Origin of the sequence: Nonomuraea longicatena, assembly GCF_039525605.1 — a bacterium.
In the GTDB taxonomy this organism is placed as follows: domain Bacteria; phylum Actinomycetota; class Actinomycetes; order Streptosporangiales; family Streptosporangiaceae; genus Nonomuraea; species Nonomuraea longicatena.
In genome coordinates this window covers 82,297-98,804 of sequence record NZ_BAAAHQ010000017.1, presented here as the reverse complement: position 1 = coordinate 98,804, position 16,508 = coordinate 82,297, and the positions used below count along the sequence as shown (strand labels likewise).

General features: G+C 68.0%; 14 protein-coding genes. 10 read left to right on the top strand and 4 right to left on the bottom strand.

The annotated features are described in order from the left end of the window. Window positions 1–1,152: a hypothetical protein gene (locus ABD120_RS18220; protein WP_343951104.1), complete on the bottom strand. Its 1,152-nt coding sequence runs from the start codon at window positions 1,150–1,152 to the stop codon at window positions 1–3. A gap of 6 nt (window positions 1,153–1,158) precedes the next feature. Further along, entirely contained in the window at window positions 1,159–3,669 is a 2,511-nt protein-coding gene (locus ABD120_RS18215; protein ID WP_343951103.1) for a dCTP deaminase domain-containing protein, read from the bottom strand. A gap of 183 nt (window positions 3,670–3,852) precedes the next feature. Here ABD120_RS18215 and ABD120_RS18210 point away from each other — a divergent pair, with 183 nt between their 5' ends. Both ABD120_RS18210 and ABD120_RS18205 read left to right on the top strand, forming a co-directional pair. Next, a complete protein-coding gene (locus tag ABD120_RS18210) occupies window positions 3,853–5,058 on the top strand; it encodes an ATP-grasp domain-containing protein (RefSeq protein ID WP_343951102.1) in 1,206 nt (401 codons plus the stop codon). Then, window positions 5,055–6,242 carry an MFS transporter gene (locus ABD120_RS18205; RefSeq protein ID WP_343951101.1) on the top strand — a complete coding sequence of 396 codons (1,188 nt, stop codon included), beginning with the start codon at window positions 5,055–5,057 and terminating at the stop codon, window positions 6,240–6,242. The genes ABD120_RS18210 and ABD120_RS18205 overlap by 4 nt, the downstream gene beginning before the upstream one ends. Before the next feature lie 3 nt (window positions 6,243–6,245). Here ABD120_RS18205 and ABD120_RS18200 read toward each other — a convergent pair whose 3' ends face one another. Beyond that, the gene (locus ABD120_RS18200) at window positions 6,246–9,017 is read right to left on the bottom strand and encodes an AfsR/SARP family transcriptional regulator (RefSeq protein ID WP_343951228.1); all 2,772 of its coding nucleotides are present in this window, start codon (window positions 9,015–9,017) and stop codon (window positions 6,246–6,248) included. Window positions 9,018–9,958: 941 nt separating this feature from the next. Here ABD120_RS18200 and ABD120_RS39805 point away from each other — a divergent pair. Continuing rightward, a complete protein-coding gene (locus ABD120_RS39805) occupies window positions 9,959–10,447 on the top strand; it encodes a helix-turn-helix domain-containing protein (RefSeq protein WP_425563994.1) in 489 nt (162 codons plus the stop codon). 488 nt (window positions 10,448–10,935) lie between these two features. Here ABD120_RS39805 and ABD120_RS18195 read toward each other — a convergent pair whose 3' ends face one another. Beyond that, complete coding sequence (locus tag ABD120_RS18195; protein WP_343951100.1) at window positions 10,936–11,778, bottom strand: deoxyribonuclease IV; 843 nt, start codon at window positions 11,776–11,778, stop codon at window positions 10,936–10,938. A gap of 166 nt (window positions 11,779–11,944) precedes the next feature. Between ABD120_RS18195 and uraD the strand changes: the two genes are divergently transcribed. From uraD to ABD120_RS18160, 7 genes are all read left to right on the top strand, one after another. Next, window positions 11,945–12,439, top strand: a complete 495-nt coding sequence (gene uraD / locus ABD120_RS18190) for a 2-oxo-4-hydroxy-4-carboxy-5-ureidoimidazoline decarboxylase (protein ID WP_343951099.1) — start codon at window positions 11,945–11,947, stop codon at window positions 12,437–12,439. After that, on the top strand, window positions 12,436–12,729 hold the full coding sequence (gene uraH / locus ABD120_RS18185; RefSeq protein ID WP_343951098.1) for a hydroxyisourate hydrolase: 294 nt from the start codon (window positions 12,436–12,438) through the stop codon (window positions 12,727–12,729). The genes uraD and uraH overlap by 4 nt, the downstream gene beginning before the upstream one ends. Then, window positions 12,730–13,596: a factor-independent urate hydroxylase gene (gene pucL, locus ABD120_RS18180; protein WP_343951097.1), complete on the top strand. Its 867-nt coding sequence runs from the start codon at window positions 12,730–12,732 to the stop codon at window positions 13,594–13,596. 2 nt (window positions 13,597–13,598) lie between these two features. Further along, window positions 13,599–14,459 carry an FAD binding domain-containing protein gene (locus ABD120_RS18175; RefSeq protein ID WP_343951096.1) on the top strand — a complete coding sequence of 287 codons (861 nt, stop codon included), beginning with the start codon at window positions 13,599–13,601 and terminating at the stop codon, window positions 14,457–14,459. Next, complete coding sequence (locus ABD120_RS18170) at window positions 14,459–14,932, top strand: (2Fe-2S)-binding protein (RefSeq protein WP_343951227.1); 474 nt, start codon at window positions 14,459–14,461, stop codon at window positions 14,930–14,932. The genes ABD120_RS18175 and ABD120_RS18170 overlap by 1 nt, the downstream gene beginning before the upstream one ends. Then, the gene (locus ABD120_RS18165) at window positions 14,929–16,308 is read left to right on the top strand and encodes an 8-oxoguanine deaminase (protein ID WP_343951095.1); all 1,380 of its coding nucleotides are present in this window, start codon (window positions 14,929–14,931) and stop codon (window positions 16,306–16,308) included. Before ABD120_RS18170 ends, ABD120_RS18165 begins: the two co-directional genes overlap by 4 nt. 107 nt (window positions 16,309–16,415) lie before the next feature. Continuing rightward, on the top strand, window positions 16,416–16,508 hold a 93-nt coding region (locus ABD120_RS18160), incomplete at its 3' end, for a glycerate kinase (protein ID WP_425563997.1).

Below are 16,508 nucleotides of genomic sequence, written 5' to 3'. Positions count from 1 at the left end.
TCAACGCACCGCCAGGGCCAGCTCGGGGCGGGCGGACACGGATTCCTTCAGGAAGGTCCGCTTCGAGTAGAAGCCGCGCTGGTCGTTCAGGCCGCGGGCTCGAAGGAACCCTTCCAGCCACTGTGCGATCTCCGCGATCTCATCCAGGACGGCGGTCTCGTCTGCGGCGATCACGGTACGGCTGCGCAGGTACTCCAGTTCGCACTGGTGCAGGACGACGTCGGGGGCGTCCACCAGGCTGCAGTGGTCGAAGAAGATCCCGTACACGTGTCCGGTGGTCACGGACTCGAAGTTGACGTCGTAACGGACCCGACGGAAGGAGGGGAGCCGGACCGCCTCGACGCCCAGCACGTCGGTGACGTAGGCGCCGAAGTGCTCGACCTCGACACCGTAGGTGTGGCTCTCCCTGCGCTCGAAGGAGTCCTCGGCGTACCACTTGCGCTTGACCAGGTGCTTGCCGTCGGTAGTGGGGATGAAGGAGACGTACCCCACTTCTGCCGCAGGCGCGGTGATCTCGTACAGGTGGTTCAGGTAGTCCCACGCCTGGAACTCATCGCGGTACTCCATGACGTAGCCGGGCAGGTCGCCCGCCAGCAGGCTCCGATAGAGGTCCAGGTTGGCGGTCCAGATGTCCACGGGGGGAGTGAGTGTGTACTTGTACTCCAGCTCTCGGCCGGCGAAGTACTTGCGGTAGTACCGCTGGTGGTTGTTGAGGAACAGCGCCTGCTCGCTGTGGAGCCGGGCCGCCTCGGGCAGCCAGCGCAGCGAATCGGCGGGTCCGGCCAGCGGACTCGGGGTGATCCGGATGAAGCACGCATCCTCCTCAAGGAATCGGATCTGGGAGTACACGTGCAGCCCGTCGCCGGTGTCGCTCAGGTAGAACAGTGGGACGATCGGGCCGTCTCCCAGCAGGCTCCGGACCTCCTGGCTCGGCCGCATGCCGGGGAACAGGGCGACCCCCTCGGATCCGACCCGGCGGTCACCGGCGATCAGCTCGACCGGGCCGAGGTCGGACCAGCGCAGCACGAGGGTGTTGCCCGGGGACTGCAGTTCCAGCGGAATCAGGATGAGCGGCTCGTCCGCGCGCAGCGGAGCCGTTCCGTTGAGGACGTGCAACCCGCCCAGGACCAGCCAGCCGTTGTTGTCTGTCACGTTCAGTCACCTTCCGGCCGTCACGGTGACGGTCCCACTGCTGATTACCGCATGTCCTTCGCTGGGCAGGCCCTGGGCCGCCACCGCCGGCAGGCGGGCCTCCCGCAGCAGGATGGCCAGGTGGCCAAGGGTGGAGCCCTGATCGAAGACGAACCCTGCGACGTCACCGATGAGGACCGAGAGCACGGCGTACGGGCGAGAGGCCCGGACGATCGGTGGTTCCGAGCAGGCCCGGACCCGCGCGATGATCTCCGCGAGCCCTTCGTGGCCGGACAGGTCCTGCGACCTGTCGACACTGACTGCCGGCCCGATCGACAACCGGCTGAGCACTTCGTCTTCGTCCAGGTCGAGCAGCGGCCCAGCGGCGGTTCCCGCCGAGATCACCCGCGCGTCGGCGGAGTTCAGGGCATCCCCGCCCAGCAGCGAGTAATCGACGAAGAACAACTTCCCCGACTGTCGCACCCACTCAAGAGTCATCGGTCCGTACCGGTCACTCATTGCTCCGGTGAACTCGGCGAGTTCGCCTACATGGGCGTTGATCGGGCTGTCGGCCGGGTCGATCTGTCCGTCACGTATCATCACCGCCGCAGCCCCCGAGGTGCCGCGATTGAGTGCCATGAGGCCCTCAGGGGTGTACTCGACGATGAAGTCGTCGCCGACGCGCCTGGAGATGATTCCCAGATCGCCCCGAAGATAGTCCCGAACGATCACTGTGTGCAGCCGGGTGGAGTCCGGTCCTGCTCCGGTGGTTTCGGCGAGTCGGCCGAGAAGTTCCGCCTTGTGCACCACGATCTGCCGGAGGGTGTCACCGAAGTCCAGTACGCACTCGTCGGCGCAACCCTCGTCGATGACCTCACGCAGTCGACCGACGGTCTCCGCCGCGCACAGGCCACGCCCGTTGAAGCGGACGACCCAGCCGTGGCCGACACCGACTCCGCGTTCGACGGCCAGCCTGTGCGCCGGCCCGCGCTTGGCCGCATAGCCGCCATAGATCGCGGCGACCTCACCGAGATCGACGGAGGCGGGTATCTCGTCGAAGTAGAGCCGGTAGGCATCGGCGACCGGCTCGTCATGGCAAGTACTCTGCTGGGACGCGGTGGTCTGCGGCCGGACCTGGATGAGGTGCACCCCGTCGACGTCGGCGGCCCACTCGACGTCCACGTCATGGCCCTCGGCCGCGCGGAGCGCCTGTACCAGGCGTACGACCTCGGCCAGCGCAGGGACATCACCGGTGAGCTCAGCCGATTTGGCGAGGATCGGCACGGCGACCCCGGCGACCAGGGAGTCGGCCAAGCCTTCGACGTATTCGATCACGACCCCGTCCTCGGGGTCGGAGAAGGCGACCCCGGCCAGCTCAGGCCGGATCATCCTCTGGACGATGACGGCCAGCCTGGGGGTATGGGAGAAGTCGCCCGCGCGGATCCGGGCCGCCACAGCCGAGGCCTCGTAGTAGGAGCGCCAGCATTGCTCGACCGCCTGGGCCACCGCATCGACGCCCTGTACACCCAGGACCGTGGTATGGATCCCGGCCAGGCTTGAGCCGGCGGTGTCCTCGTCGAGGCCGGAGGAGCGGACGGCGAACTCGACGCTCTCGTCGTCGCCGAACATGTCGGCGATCCGGGTTGCCAGCAGCTGCCGGGCCTGTTCGCTCAGGTGCACCCCGGAAACGATCTTGTGGATGTCCATCAGGGAGTCCGTGAGGAATGCTCCCACTGTGGCTCGAAGGTCATTGAACGCTGCGGCCAGCCCGCGGCGCTGGTCGTCACTGAGCGCTCCGTCGAACTCCTCGGCCGAGACGCAGAACGCGTCGGGGACTCGGAAGCGGCGACTGTTCGCCGCCAGAGCGGCGAACTTCGGTCCTGTCCTGGCGGGGTCGACGCTCGCCCCCAGGCCGAGGAAGCGCTGCCGGGCGAACTGCTTGTGGAAGTCCTTGTGGATGTCGCTGCTGCGGGGGCCGGTCGCGCCCTGGTACTTACCGTCGTAGAGTTCGATGTCTCCCTGCGGCCGCCACCACATCATCTGACCGATGTTGATGCCCGGATAGACCCGGACCGCGTTCATGGAGTAGAGCTGGAGCGTCCATTGGCCCTTGTACCCGATGTCGCCCAGACTCGCCGACAGGTTGATGAACAGCCCTAGCCTTGCCACCGATGAGCGGGCGGCGAAGGTCGGTGCATAATGCTCGCTGCCCAGGACCTCGATCGTGTGCGCAAGATACAGCCGACCAGGCTCAAGGACATATCCTTCGTCGGGAATCTCGATCTCGTCGCACTCGTTGCCGTGCCGAGCATCCAACGGCATGTCCCGATAGACGTATAGCGTCCGACCGAGCCGGAAGTTGTAGCTGTTCGGATTCACCTGCTCGGGAGTGAAGGGGTCGATGGTGATACGACCGTTCGCCCATTCCCGCTCAATCTCGGTACCCGTGAGGATCACTGTCCATCCGTCCTGAATCTTTGCCGGGTGAACAAACATCCCTCTGTGGAGTAGCGCAGCAGTATCGCGCAGATGGCGCACCAGATCAGCACAGGACGGCGGCGGCTCCGCTTCACCTGGACAGCAGGACCGGCCGCTACCGACGACCACCGGTGATACCTGCGTGATACGGATGCCACGGGATGATTACTCACTTAGCAGCCGATCGTCCCCTGGAGAGTCGTCATTCACGCCCAAGGAGAACGGCCCCTGCTCATCCTGATCGTGACGGGCCTGCAGAATTACCGTGAGTACCTACTGGCGAGCATCGGTACCCGCTACCGGATCCACTTGTTCACCCTGACCCCGACCACCTGGGAAGACCCCTACCTGGTCGGCAGCACCGTCGTCACGGCGACCGACACCGACACACTCGCAGTGGCGGCCGCCGAGTTGAATGCGCGTGAGCCGGTCAGCGGCGTGATCTGCTGGGACGAGTCCCGGGTCCACCAGGCAGCGTGCGTCGCAGAGAGACTCGGCCTGCCACATACTCCTGCCGAGGCGGTGTGGCGCTGCCGCGACAAACACCAGGGCCGCTCCGCCCTCGCCTTGGCCGGGCTCGCACAGCCGGAGTTCGCTCTGGCCGGGACCCTCGAAGAGGCCATGGCCGCAGCCGAGAACATCGGCTATCCCGTGGTGGTCAAGCCCCGGGCCGCAGCGGCCAGTTATGGCGTGTCGCTGGTGCGCTCTGCCGAGAAGATGGCCGAATCCTTCGCCTTCGCGGACCAGGCAACCGTGGCACATATGCCCGAGTTCGACCAGTCAGTTCTGGTTGAGGAGTATCTCGCCGGACCCGAAGTGAGTGTGGACTCCGTGGTCGTCGGCGGGCGCGTGACACCGCTGTTCGTCGGCCGTAAACAAACCGGCTACCCGCCCTACTTCGAGGAGACCGGCCATGTGGTCACGAACCATGACCCGCTGCTGCAAGACCCCGCCTTCCTCGCCCTTCTCCAGGACACCCACACTGCGCTCGGCTTCACCCACGGCTGGACTCACGCCGAGCTGAAACTCGACCCGATCCCGAAGGTCATCGAGGTGAACGCCCGGCTCGGGGGTGACATGATCCCCTACCTTGGGATGGTCGCCTCAGGCATCGACCCTGGCCTGGTCATCGCCGCGCTGGCCAGTGGCGTCGAGCCGGTGCTCGACGTGCAACGCGACCTGGTGGCGGCGGTCCGGTTCTTCTATCCCGAGCATGACGACACCGTTATCGACAGCGTGAAGTTCGACGCTGCGGCGCTGCCGGCCGAAATCGACCGAGCAGTCGCCGTCGTCATGCCGGGCGACACCGTCTCCCCGCCACCGCGCGGCCTGCTGATGGGCCGGATCGCGTACGCCACCGCGGTCGCCCCGACCGGGCAAGAGTGCGTGGCCGCCCTCGACCAGGCGGCCAAAGCATTACAGATCAGGGAAAGGACAGAGGCCCGGTGACCACCCACGCGGGGAAAGTAGGTGTACTCGCGACCTTCACCGAGTCGCCGTTCGCCGTGAAGGCGCTCCTCTTCGGTGTGCTGGTCAACAAGCTGGGTTCGTTCGTCCAGGTCTTCCTCATCCTCTTCATGACCACCCGTGGTTTCACCGGAGTCCAAGGAGGGATCGCGCTAGGCGTCTACGGTGCGGGCTCCGTTCTGGGCGTGCTGATCGGCGGCACACTGGCCGACCGCATCGGCGCCCGGATGACCATCGTTCTGGGAATGGTGGGAACCGCCGTACTCCTCGTCGCCGTGCTGCACATCCGCTGGTACCCGGGACTGCTGGCGGCGGTGGCTCTGGTCGGGACGATCAGCCAGGTCTACCGGCCGGCGGCCTCCTCGTACATCGCCGCGCTGACCTCGGGCGACCGGCAGGTGATGATCACCGCGATGTACCGGCTGGCGCTCAACCTGGGCACCACCGCCGCTCCGCTGCTCGGAACGGCCCTGGCCGCGGTCTCCTATGATCTGCTGTTCTACGGTGAGGCGGCCGCCGCGCTCTGTTACGCCGTGGTCGTCCTGGTGGCCTTGCCGCGCAAACCCGTCGCATCAGCCGCCACCCCCGTCAACCATGGAGGTGGGTACGGGGTGGTCCTGCGCGACCGCCGCTTCGTCGCCTTCCTGATCGCTGTGATGCTCAACTCTGCGGTGTACATCCAGTACATGAGCACCCTTCCGCTCGCCATCCGCGAGGCGGGCTTCGACACCTTCTGGTACGGAGTCATGCTCGCGATCAACGGTGCGATCGTGATCTGCTTCGAGCTGCTGATGACCAAGATCGTCCAGACGTGGCGGATGCGATGGGTGGTGACAGTCGGCTTCTTCTTGCTGGGCGCCGGTATGGCCGCGTACGCGCTGCCCGGTGGACTGGCGGTGTTCGTCATCGGCACCCTGCTCTGGACACTCGCCGAGATCATCCAGGGGCCGTCGATGTTCGCCTACCCCGCCCTCGCCGCCCCTCCTGAGAGCAGCGGGCGCTATCAGGGGGCCACCCACGCGATGTTCGGTATCGGAACCGCTGTCGGGCCCGCTGCCGGCGTCGTCCTTTGGAGCAACCTCGGCAAGCCTGCCTGGATCATCATGGGCGCGATCTCCGTGCTGGCCCTCGTCCCCGCCTGGTATGCCATCGGCAGGAACAGGTGACGTTCACTGGCCGAGCATCTTCTGCTGAACCGCATCGCGCAACGGGTGGTTGAGTTCCTCCAGGAGTTCCTGGGCCCTGCGCCAGAGCCGCAGCGCCCCGGCTGTGTCCCCGAGTTCTTGTCTGAGGTCGCCGTACCTGCTCAAGGTCTCGGCCTGGTTGTAGCGGTGCCCAAGCCGGGGAAGTTGCTCGTCCATGGGAATCACCTGCCGGTAGCATTCCTCGGCCGCGTCAAGGTCGCCGCTGCTCTGGTACGCGTAGGCGAGGCTGTCCCACACGTCGGCCTCGCCGGCCAGGTTTCCGCACTCGCGATTGAGGGTCAGCGCCTCGCGGCAGGCCGACACAGCCGTGTCGTACTCGCCGACCGATGCGAAGTACCAACCCAACGCGTTGCGCGCCTCGGCCTGCCCGACCGGGTTGTCATCCTTGGTGTGCAGGTCGAATGCCCGCTCGGCGTGGTGCTGGCACTCGTGCTTCCGGTGACGCCTGCCGCTGTAGAGGCTGAGACGGTGATGGGTCCTGGCCTGTCCGCCGATGTCGCCGATCTCTTCGAACAGGGCGAGCGCGCGGACCAGTTCCGGCTCGGCGCCTTCGCCTGCGGGATCCAGCAAGTCTGTGGCACTCCCGAACTCCAGCCGAGCGATGGCCTCGGCGTACGGATCGGCGAGGGCACATGTCGCATCGACCGTGTTCTTGGCCACCCGATACCAGTCGTGCCAGTGGCCGAGCCGTTCCAGGAAGGGAGCGAGCCCCTCGACGATTCGCCACGTGTGGTTGGGAAAACCGTCGTCCTGTGCCTTGAGAAGCGCTGCGATGATCGAGCCCCGGTTGTCCTCGAACCAAGCTCCAGCCTCGGCCACCGTCTGGAAATGGGTCGTGAGCACTCCGCGCTGCAGGGTGGGCAGCGGGGTGAGGCGGCGGGTGGGCATGACCAGTCCCACAGCTCTGTGAACGTTGTGGAGGTAGTAATCCAGCACCCGGTTGGAGGCCAACCGCCGGTCGGCCTCAAGCTCCTCCTGGTTCACGACCTCCGCGGCGAAGCTGCGGACCAGGTCGTGCATCGAGTACTGCCCCGGCCTCACATTCTCCACCAGGTGGTTTCTCGCGAGGTTGGTGAGAGCCTTCTGCGTGTTCGCCAGGGACATCCCGGCGAGAGTGGCCGCCGCCGCGGTGGTCACCTGATTTCCGTGATGGAGGCCGAAGAAGCGCAACAGCCTGCGTCCATCGTCGGTCAGGTGCCGGTAGGAGCCGTGGAGCAGGGACCGCATGCTGGTCGCGGTGTCGCCGGTTTCCAGCCGGTCCAGCGGGCTCAGCGTTTCCTTGAACATCTCCACGAAGTCCGCGAGTCGCAACGACGGCTGGCTGAGGGTCATCGAGGCCAGGATGCTGGCCGCGAGCGGAATGCACTCCGACATCGCGACCATCGTGGATACCGCCTCGGGCTCGGCCCTGACCCGCTCGTCCCCGACGAATTCCTCGATCAGCTTGGCCGTCTCGTCCATCCGCAACGGCCCCAACCTGATCGACTGGGCGCCGGTGCTGACCAGGAGACCGGTCAGTTGGTTGCGGCTGGAAATGACGGTCAGGCAGCCAGGCGAAGCCGGGATCAGGGGAAGTACCTGCTCGGTGTCCCTGACGTTGTCGAGAATCAACAGCACCCGTTTGTCGGCGAGCGCACTTCGGAACAGGGCCGCCTGCGCCTCCAACTGGGCCGGGATCTGACTTACCGGAACGCGGAGCGCGTTGAGCAGGGACCGGAGCGCGGTCTCCGGCTCGATCGGGTTGTCCGAGGTCTCGAAGCCTCGGAGGTTGAGGAAGAGCTGGCCGTCAGGGAACAGATCTGCCACCTGATGTGCCCAGTGCACGGCCAAAGCAGTCTTGCCGATGCCCCCGATGCCGCCGATCACCACGACGGAGGCAGCCGTCCTGTCCTCTCGCTGGGTCTGACTCAGCACTCGGTTGAGTACTCTCAGCCCGTCGACCCGTCCGGTGAAGTGATACGGGGCTGCGGGCAGTTGCCGGGGCACCATCGCGGGCGACTCGGTCACCTGCTGTCGGACTTCTGGTTCTTCACTGGTTTGCGGCGCGACCAGGGTTTCGTCGTTCTTGAGTATCGCCAGATGCAGTTGCTGCAGTTCGAGCCCCGGCTCGCTGCCCAGCTCCTTGACGAGCTCGCGGCGAATCCTCTGGAAGGCGGCGAGAGCGTCGCTCTTACGCCTGCTGCGGTAGAGGGCCGTCATCAGCTGAGCCCAGAACCGCTCACGGAACGGATGTGACTCGACAGCTCGTTCGAGCTCCAACACGATGTCATCGTGATGCCCGAGTGCGAGCTGGGTCTCGTAGTGCAGCTCCAGAGTCCGCTGATGAAGTTGCTCAAGGTGGGGCAGCTCGCGTTCCCGAAGGCTTGCGGACGGCACCTCGGTGAAAGGCTCGCCGGACCAAAGCCCAAGCGCTCGCTGCAGCTCTCCTGCGGCCGCCCTCCAGTCGCCCTCCCGTACGGCGGACCTCGCGCTCATCGCGTGCCGTTGAAACATCAGCAGGTCTACCTCATGCACCTCGGCTCTGAGCTGGTAGCCCTGCGGCCGGGTCACGATCCTGCCGCCCAGTTCGTCGCCCAGCGCCTGACGCAGCCGCATCACATAGGTACGCAGAGCTACTCTGGCGTTGTCCGGGGGATACCTGCCCCAGAGGACCTCGATCAGGTGTTCCACCGACAGAGGTTGGTTCGGTTTTGCCAAGAGTGCGGCCAGTAGCGCGCGCTGACGGCCGGAGTTCACGGGAATCGTTCGATGGCCGTCGCTGATACTCAGCGGCCCGAGTATCTGGGCTTCCAACCGTCCCCCCAGCCTTTCACCATTCCCCTAACGTGGCACTTTTGTTGCCGATATTTCCATAATAATGGGTACTGCATTCGTATATCTAGTAGCCGGGGATCGCGACCTTCTTCGGGCTTTGGACGGCGTCGGAGATGTTCTCGACGAAAGAGATCCGGGCAGATCGAATTCGAGTATCACAGTGGCCGAAACGGGTGTGGAGCCGCCGACATCTTGCGACAGATCAACCTCTACACGGAACGGCTCCACATGATCGAGAAATGTCATTGTCCGGCCTTGAAGGGCCCACGAGAAGCCGCTGTGAGCAAACTGACACACCGCGTCGCCATGGCTTCCGGCGAGCCGTTCACTCGGTCCACCCTTCAGCGTGGACGCATGATCCAGAACGTGGTGCCGTTCGAGGGCGAGGAGTAGGAACTGGGCGGACACCGGCAGGTCCTCCTGGTCTCCCCGATGACGAGCACATCCGGGCAGGTGGCCACCCGGGACCGGGAGAATCCGAGCCTGACCCGGATGCGGCGGGCGCCGGACCCGTCGCGGTTCTCTTCGGCGCTCCTGACGATCCGTGCTGTGAGGATCGACCCGTTCTTCATCTGAACGGCTGAGCACGACGTCGAAGCGGAGGTCGCGCTCAAGTCCGCAGACCGTCGACACGCTCCACCTTCGGCTGGTCGGCCCCCGGAGCCGGCCCTTCGGCCGCCGCAGCGCGCTGGGATCGACCCGAACACCCGCTCGTTCGCGTCGCGCGAAGACCCGGCCGTCGTCGGCGTGGCGCACGAACCGATGACCCCGCCGCGTGGCTTTCATCGCGCTCGTCTCGGCCGTCACGAGGACGGCGGGCGTACCCTGCTGACTGACATTCCCCATTCCCGCGGCGGTGTCAGATGAGCCTTACACCCGAATTCCCGTCAGGTCTTCCGGCCGGTGATCGCGTCCGCCCTATTCGCGAACGCAAAGGGATGAGTCGCCCCGTACTCGCCGGCCCTGTCGGGATGTCTCCTGCCTGGCTCTGGAAGATCGAGTCCGGTCGGCGTCCCATTCATTCCCTCACGCATTGGTACGTCTCGCCCAAGCGCTACGTCTGTCCGATCTGTCCAGCCTCACGGGTGATCCGGTCAGCATCCCTGCCGACGCCATCGGGAAGCGGTCGCACCCGGCCGTGTCCGAGATCCGGGCGGCCCTCCACGGTGCTTCCCTCCCTTCGACGCCGTCTCTGGCTCCGGTCACCCCGGAAGCTCTCAAGGCCCGGGTGGATTCCGCCTGGCGTCTGTGGCACAACAGCACACACCGGAGGACGGAAGTCGGTTCGCTGCTGCCCGGTCTTCTCCACGACGCCGAGGTCTGCATCCGCGCCTGGCCCGGTTGAAGGCTGACGACGTTGGAAATCGCCGAGGCCCTCGGGGTCGCCGCACAGAGAGAATTCTTTATTCCTGAAATGACATACAGTCGCAGAATTAAGAGGGACAACGATTCCCCCTTGGTTGTTTCTCAGGGGCTTGCCTTCACTGCATGACCTTGACACCGGCAGTAATCCGATCCGCCTCGGAAAGCAGGGTGCGACCCGGCGAAGCCACCGAACAGCTCGCAACTCAACTTTCGTCCTGGGGCGTCAACGCGAATCCTCAACCGTCTTCGGATGGAGACGGCCCGAAGGTTTTCCGACGTCCATCACAGTGGTGCCCCCGGCAGTGCGGCACCCGCTCCAGAAGAGCGGCCAGGACGACCGTGGCCCCCGGGCGCCGTCAGAGGCGTGACCGGACGTCGTGGCGGCGGGACGGGGGAGCGGGGAGTGGCGCCGTTGAGGCCCTGGCGGCGTGCGGGGGAGGGGGGTGGGCGGGGCCGGGCCGTGACAGAGAGTGGTTCAGAGCGCGTCGCGCAGGGACTTGAGGCGGCCGATGTCCGTGCGGTAGTCGGGGATCTTGCCCGGCGTCTCGATGCACACCGGGACGCCCGCGCTCTCCGGATGCCGGAACAGCTCCCGGAACGGCTCCAGCCCGATGTGCCCCTGCCCGATCTTCTCGTGATGATCCCGCTTGGACCCCATCGGGTCCTTCGAGTCGTTGGCGTGGATCAGCCGCAACCGTCCCGGCGCGATCCGGTGCAGGTCGTCGAGCGTCCGCGCCATCCCGCCCTCGGCCGCGAGGTCGTGACCGGCCGCGAACGCGTGGCAGGTGTCGAAGCACACACCCGCCCTCGGGTGCCAGTCGAGCGCCCCGAGGTACGGTTCGAGGTCCTGCACGGTCGCGCACAGCATCGCGCCCTGCCCGGCCATCGGCTCCAGCAGCAGGTCGGGGCCGCCGTCCGGGATCTCGTCCAGCAGCGGCAGCAGGTGCTCGTGCAACTGCGCCATCGCCGCCTCGCGCGGCTGGGTCACCGCCGAACCCGTGTGCACGACCACGCCCTTGGCGCCGGTCTCGACGGCCCGCCGCAGCGTGTAGCGGGTCAGCTCGACCGAATTGGCCAGCGTGTCGGGATTGGGAGAGCCGAAATTGACGATGTAGGGGATATGGATGAAGCACTCGACGCCGGACTCGGCCAGCCTGGCGTCCTCTTCCGGTCTGCCCGCCGTCAGCGCCCACGCGCGCGGGTTGGTGACGAAGACCTGCATCATCTCGGCGTCGATGTCGGCCATGAACTTGAGGCCGCCGGTCGCCAGGCCGCCGGCGACCGACACATGCCCGCCGATCAGGGATTTCACACTCATGATGCGGCCAGTCTAGGCCCGGCGGGGTCGGCCCCGCCCCGCCTGCCGGTGCGGGTTGCTCCAAGCCCGGCTTGGAGCATGACACGAAAAGTCGTGACCGACCCCTGGGGCAGTTGGGAGTTCTTGCGGATGGACCGCCCCGAAGCCCCGTGTGTGTACTGCTGACATGCCGAACCCTCGGAACCCGGCCGGCCTGTCCGAATTCAACGCGCTCAGCGAGAAGGACGCCGAGAGCGCGCTGCTGGCCTGCTGCGGCTCGCGCGCCTTCGCGCGGGCCGTCGCCCGGCTGCGGCCGTACCGGGACCTCGACTCGCTCACCGCCTGCGCGGAGGCCGCCGTGCGCGCCCTGCGCTGGCCCGACGTCCTGGAGGCGCTCGGCGCCCACCCGAGGATCGGCGAGCGCCCGACGCAGCGCTGGTCGCGCCAGGAGCAGGCGGGCGTCGAAACCGCCGACCGCGCGGCCCTCGCCGACGGCAACCGCGCCTACGAGGAGCGCTTCGGCCACGTCTACCTCGTCTGCGCCACCGGCCTCACCGGCCGCGAACTGCTCGAACGCCTCACCGGCCGCCTCGGCAACGACGCGGACGGCGAACGCCACGTCGTCCGCGACGAACTCGCCAAGATCACCCGGCTGCGGATGGCGAAGCTGGTGGCGCCATGAGCTTCTCCACCCACGTCCTGAACGCCGCCACCGGCCGCCCGGCCGCCGGGGTGAGCGTCCGGCTGGAGCACGAGGGCCGCCCGGTCGCCGAGGGCCGCACCGACGCCGACGGCCGCATCAGGGACTGGAACCCCGGCCCCGGCGTGTACCGGCTGGTGTTCGACACCGGCGAGCTGAGCGCCTTCTACCCCGAGGTCGCGATCACCTTCACCATCGACGACCCCGGCCGGCATTACCACGTGCCCCTGCTGATCAGCCCGTTCGCCTACTCCACCTACCGAGGGAGCTAGATGCAGGTCGTTCTCGGTCCGAACCGCTACGGGAAGGCGGAGACGCGGCTCGTGCGCGTCGTGAGGGACGGCGACGTCCACCACCTGAAGGACGTCAACGTCAGCACCTCGCTGTCCGGTGAGATGGAGCAGGTCCACCTCACCGGCGACAACGCGGCCGTGCTGCCGACCGACACGCAGAAGAACACCGTCTACGCCTTCGCCAAGAAGCACGGCCTGCGCCAGATCGAGGACTTCGCGCTCCTGCTGGCCGCCCACTTCGTCGACACCCAGCCGACCATCCATCACGCCCGCGTGGAGATCGAGGAGTACCTGTGGCGGCGCCTGCCCGAGCGCGGCCACTCGTTCGTCCGCGACGGCACCGAGGTGCGCACCTGCCTGGTCCACCACGACCGCGACGGCCGCAGCACCGTCGTGTCCGGCCTGAAGGACCTCGTGGTGCTGAACTCGACCGGCTCCGAGTTCCACGGCTTCCTCCAGGACGGGTACACGACGCTGCGGCCGACCACCGACCGGGTGCTCGCCACCGCCGTCACGGCCCGCTGGCGGCACGCGCGGCCCCCCGCCGACTACGGCCCCTCCCACGCCCGCGTACGGCAGGACCTGCTCGACGCCTTCGCCGGCACCCACAGCCTGTCCCTCCAGCAGACCCTGTACGCCATGGGCGAGCGCGCCCTGACCGGCGGCCCCGGCCTCTGCGAGATCAGGTTCGCGATGCCGAACCGGCACCACTTCCTCGTGGACCTCGCCCCGTTCGGCCTCGACAACGACAACGAGGTCTACTACGCCGCCGATCGCCCCTACGGGCTGATCGAGGGCAGCGTGCTGCGCGAGGACGCGCCGGACGCCGGATTCGCCTGGGAGTGACGATGGAGTTCCTACGGCCCACGACCTGGGCGCAGGCACTGGCCGCGAAGGCGGAGCAGCCGGAGGCCGTACCCATCCAGGGCGGCACGGACGTCATGGTGGAGATCAACTTCGACGTGCGCAGGCCACCAGCGCTGCTCGACCTCACCGGGATCGCGGAACTGTCGCAGTGGAGCGAGCACGACGGGGTCCACCGGGTGGGCGCCGGGGTGACGTACGCGCGGGTCGTCGACGAACTGGGAGCGGCGCTGCCCGGCCTGGCGCAGGCGTCGCGGACGGTCGGCTCGCCGCAGATCCGCAACCGGGGCACCGTCGGCGGCAACCTGGGGGCCGCCTCGCCCGCGGGCGACAGCCACCCGCCGCTGCTGGCGGGGGGAGCGCTCGTCGAGGTCGCCTCACGCGACGGCGGCGTGCGGATGATCCCCGCGGAGGAGTTCTACGTCGGCGTCAAACGCAGCGCGCTGCGTCCCGACGAGCTGATCAGAGCCGTGCACGTCACGACCGCGACGGGCCCGCAGTACTTCTCCAAGGTCGGCACCCGCAACGCCATGGTCATCGCGGTCTGCTCCTTCGCCGTGGCGCTGCACCCCGCGCGGCGGCGCGTCGGCACCGGCATCGGCTCGGCCGCCCCCACCCCCCGCCGCGCCGCCGAGGCCGAGGAGTTCCTGGCCGCCGAACTCGACTGGACCGCCCGCCTGGACGACGCGCTGCTGCGGCGCTTCGGCGAACTGTGCGCGGCCGCCGCCGCACCCATCGACGACGTCAGAGGCACCGCCGACTACCGCAGGCACGCCATCGCCGTGATGGCCCGCCGCACCCTCACCTGGGCGTGGAACGACTACCGGAGAGCGAGGGCCGCCTGATGCGCGTGAGCTTCACCGTCAACGGCAGGCACGAGACCGTCGACGACGTGTGGCCGGGCGAGAGCCTGCTGTACGTGCTGCGCGAGCGCGTCGGCCTGCCCGGCTCCAAGAACGCCTGCGAGCAGGGCGAGTGCGGCTCGTGCACCGTCTACCTGGACGGCCTGCCAGTCTGCTCGTGCCTGGTCGCCGCCGGACAGGCGGAGGGGCGGCGGGTGCGCACGGTCGAGGGCCTGGCCGACGGCGACCGGCTCGACCCGGTGCAGGAGGCGTTCGTCGAGTGCGGGGCCGTACAGTGCGGGTTCTGCACCCCCGGCCTGCTCGTGCAGGCCCACGACCTGCTCGAACGGGTACCGCGACCATCCGACGCCGAGATCCGCGAGGCGTTGGCCGGCAACCTGTGCCGCTGTACGGGCTACGAGAAGATCCTCGACGCGGTACGGCTGGCCGCGTCGCGAAAGGCGGGCGGCGAATGATCATCGAAGGGGTCCACATCGCGCCGGTCACCGGCCCCGACATCCCCTCCGGATACATCAGGATCGAGGGCGACCGGATCGCCGAACTCGGTCCCGGACCGGCTCCGCAGGCACCGGGCGAACCCCGGATCGACGGCTCCGGCTGCCTGGCCACCCCCGGACTGGTCAACACCCACCACCACCTCTACCAGTGGGCCACCCAGGGGCTCGCGCAGGACGCCACCCTGTTCGAGTGGCTGGTCGCCAGCTACCGGGTGTGGGCCGCCATGGACGCCGAGGTCGTCAAGGGCGCCGCCGCGGCCGGGCTCGGCTACCTCGCCCTGTCCGGCTGCACGCTGTCCAGCGATCACCACTACATCTTCCCCTCGGGCAGGGGAGACCTGTTCGCCGCCGAGATCGAGGCCGCCCGCGACCTCGGCATCCGCTTCCACCCGGCGCGCGGCTCCATGGACAGGGGACACTCGCAGGGCGGGCTGCCGCCGGATGAGGTGGTCGAGGACCGCGACACCGTCCTGGCCGCCACCGAGGCGGCGATCGACGCCTACCACGACCCGTCGCCGTCCTCGATGCTCCGCGTCGCCGTCGCCCCCTGCTCGCCGTTCTCCGTCAGCGGCGAGCTCATGACCGAGGCCGCCCGGCTGGCCCGCGCCAAGGGCGTGCGCCTGCACACCCACCTCGCCGAGACCCCGGACGAGGACGAGCACTGCGCCGCCCGGTTCGGCATGCGCCCGGTCGACTACATGGACAAGCTCGGCTGGCTCGGCCCCGACGTGTGGTTCGCCCACACCGTGCACCTCGCCGCCGCCGACATGGACAAGCTCGCCGCCACCGGCACCGGCTCGGCCCACTGCCCCACCTCCAACGGCCGGGTCGGCGCCGGCATCGCCCCCGTCAGTGAGATGCTGCGGCGCGGCGTCAACGTCGGGCTCGGCGTGGACGGCAACGCCTCCTCGGAGCTGACCACCCTGTCCGGCGAGATGCGCCAGGCGCTGCTGTTCCAGCGGGCCGTCCACGGCCCCACCGCGCTCACCGCCAGGAAGGCCCTCGAACTGGCCACCCTGGGCGGCGCCCGCAATCTCGGCCGCGACGGCGAACTCGGCTCCCTGGAGCCGGGCAAGCTCGCCGACCTCGCCCTCTGGCGTATGGACACCGCCTTCGCCGCCGCCGTCGACGACCCCGTCTTCGCGCTCGTCATGGCCGCCCGCCAGCCGCCCCTCGCCCGGCTGCTCGTCGGCGGCAGGACCGTCGTCGCCGACGACCGGCTCACCACCGTGGACCAGGAGGAGTCGGGGCGCGCGGGCGCGCACGCCCACCGCCGCCTCGTGCGGCTGGCCGAGGAACGCGGCTTCACCATCGCCAGGGAAGTCCACCGGTAGGGGCGGCCCGCAGGTGTGATGATGGACGCGTCCTCCTGCCCGCTCGCACCGGGCAGGAGGACGAGAGCCATTCTGTAACAGCACGCGAGGAGTCGGCAGTGGAATACGTGCTCGTGGCCCCGGACAAGTTCAAGGGGTCCCTGACGGCCGCCGAGGTCGCCGCCCGGGTGGCGGCGGGGCTGGGCGTCCCGGCGGGCGAA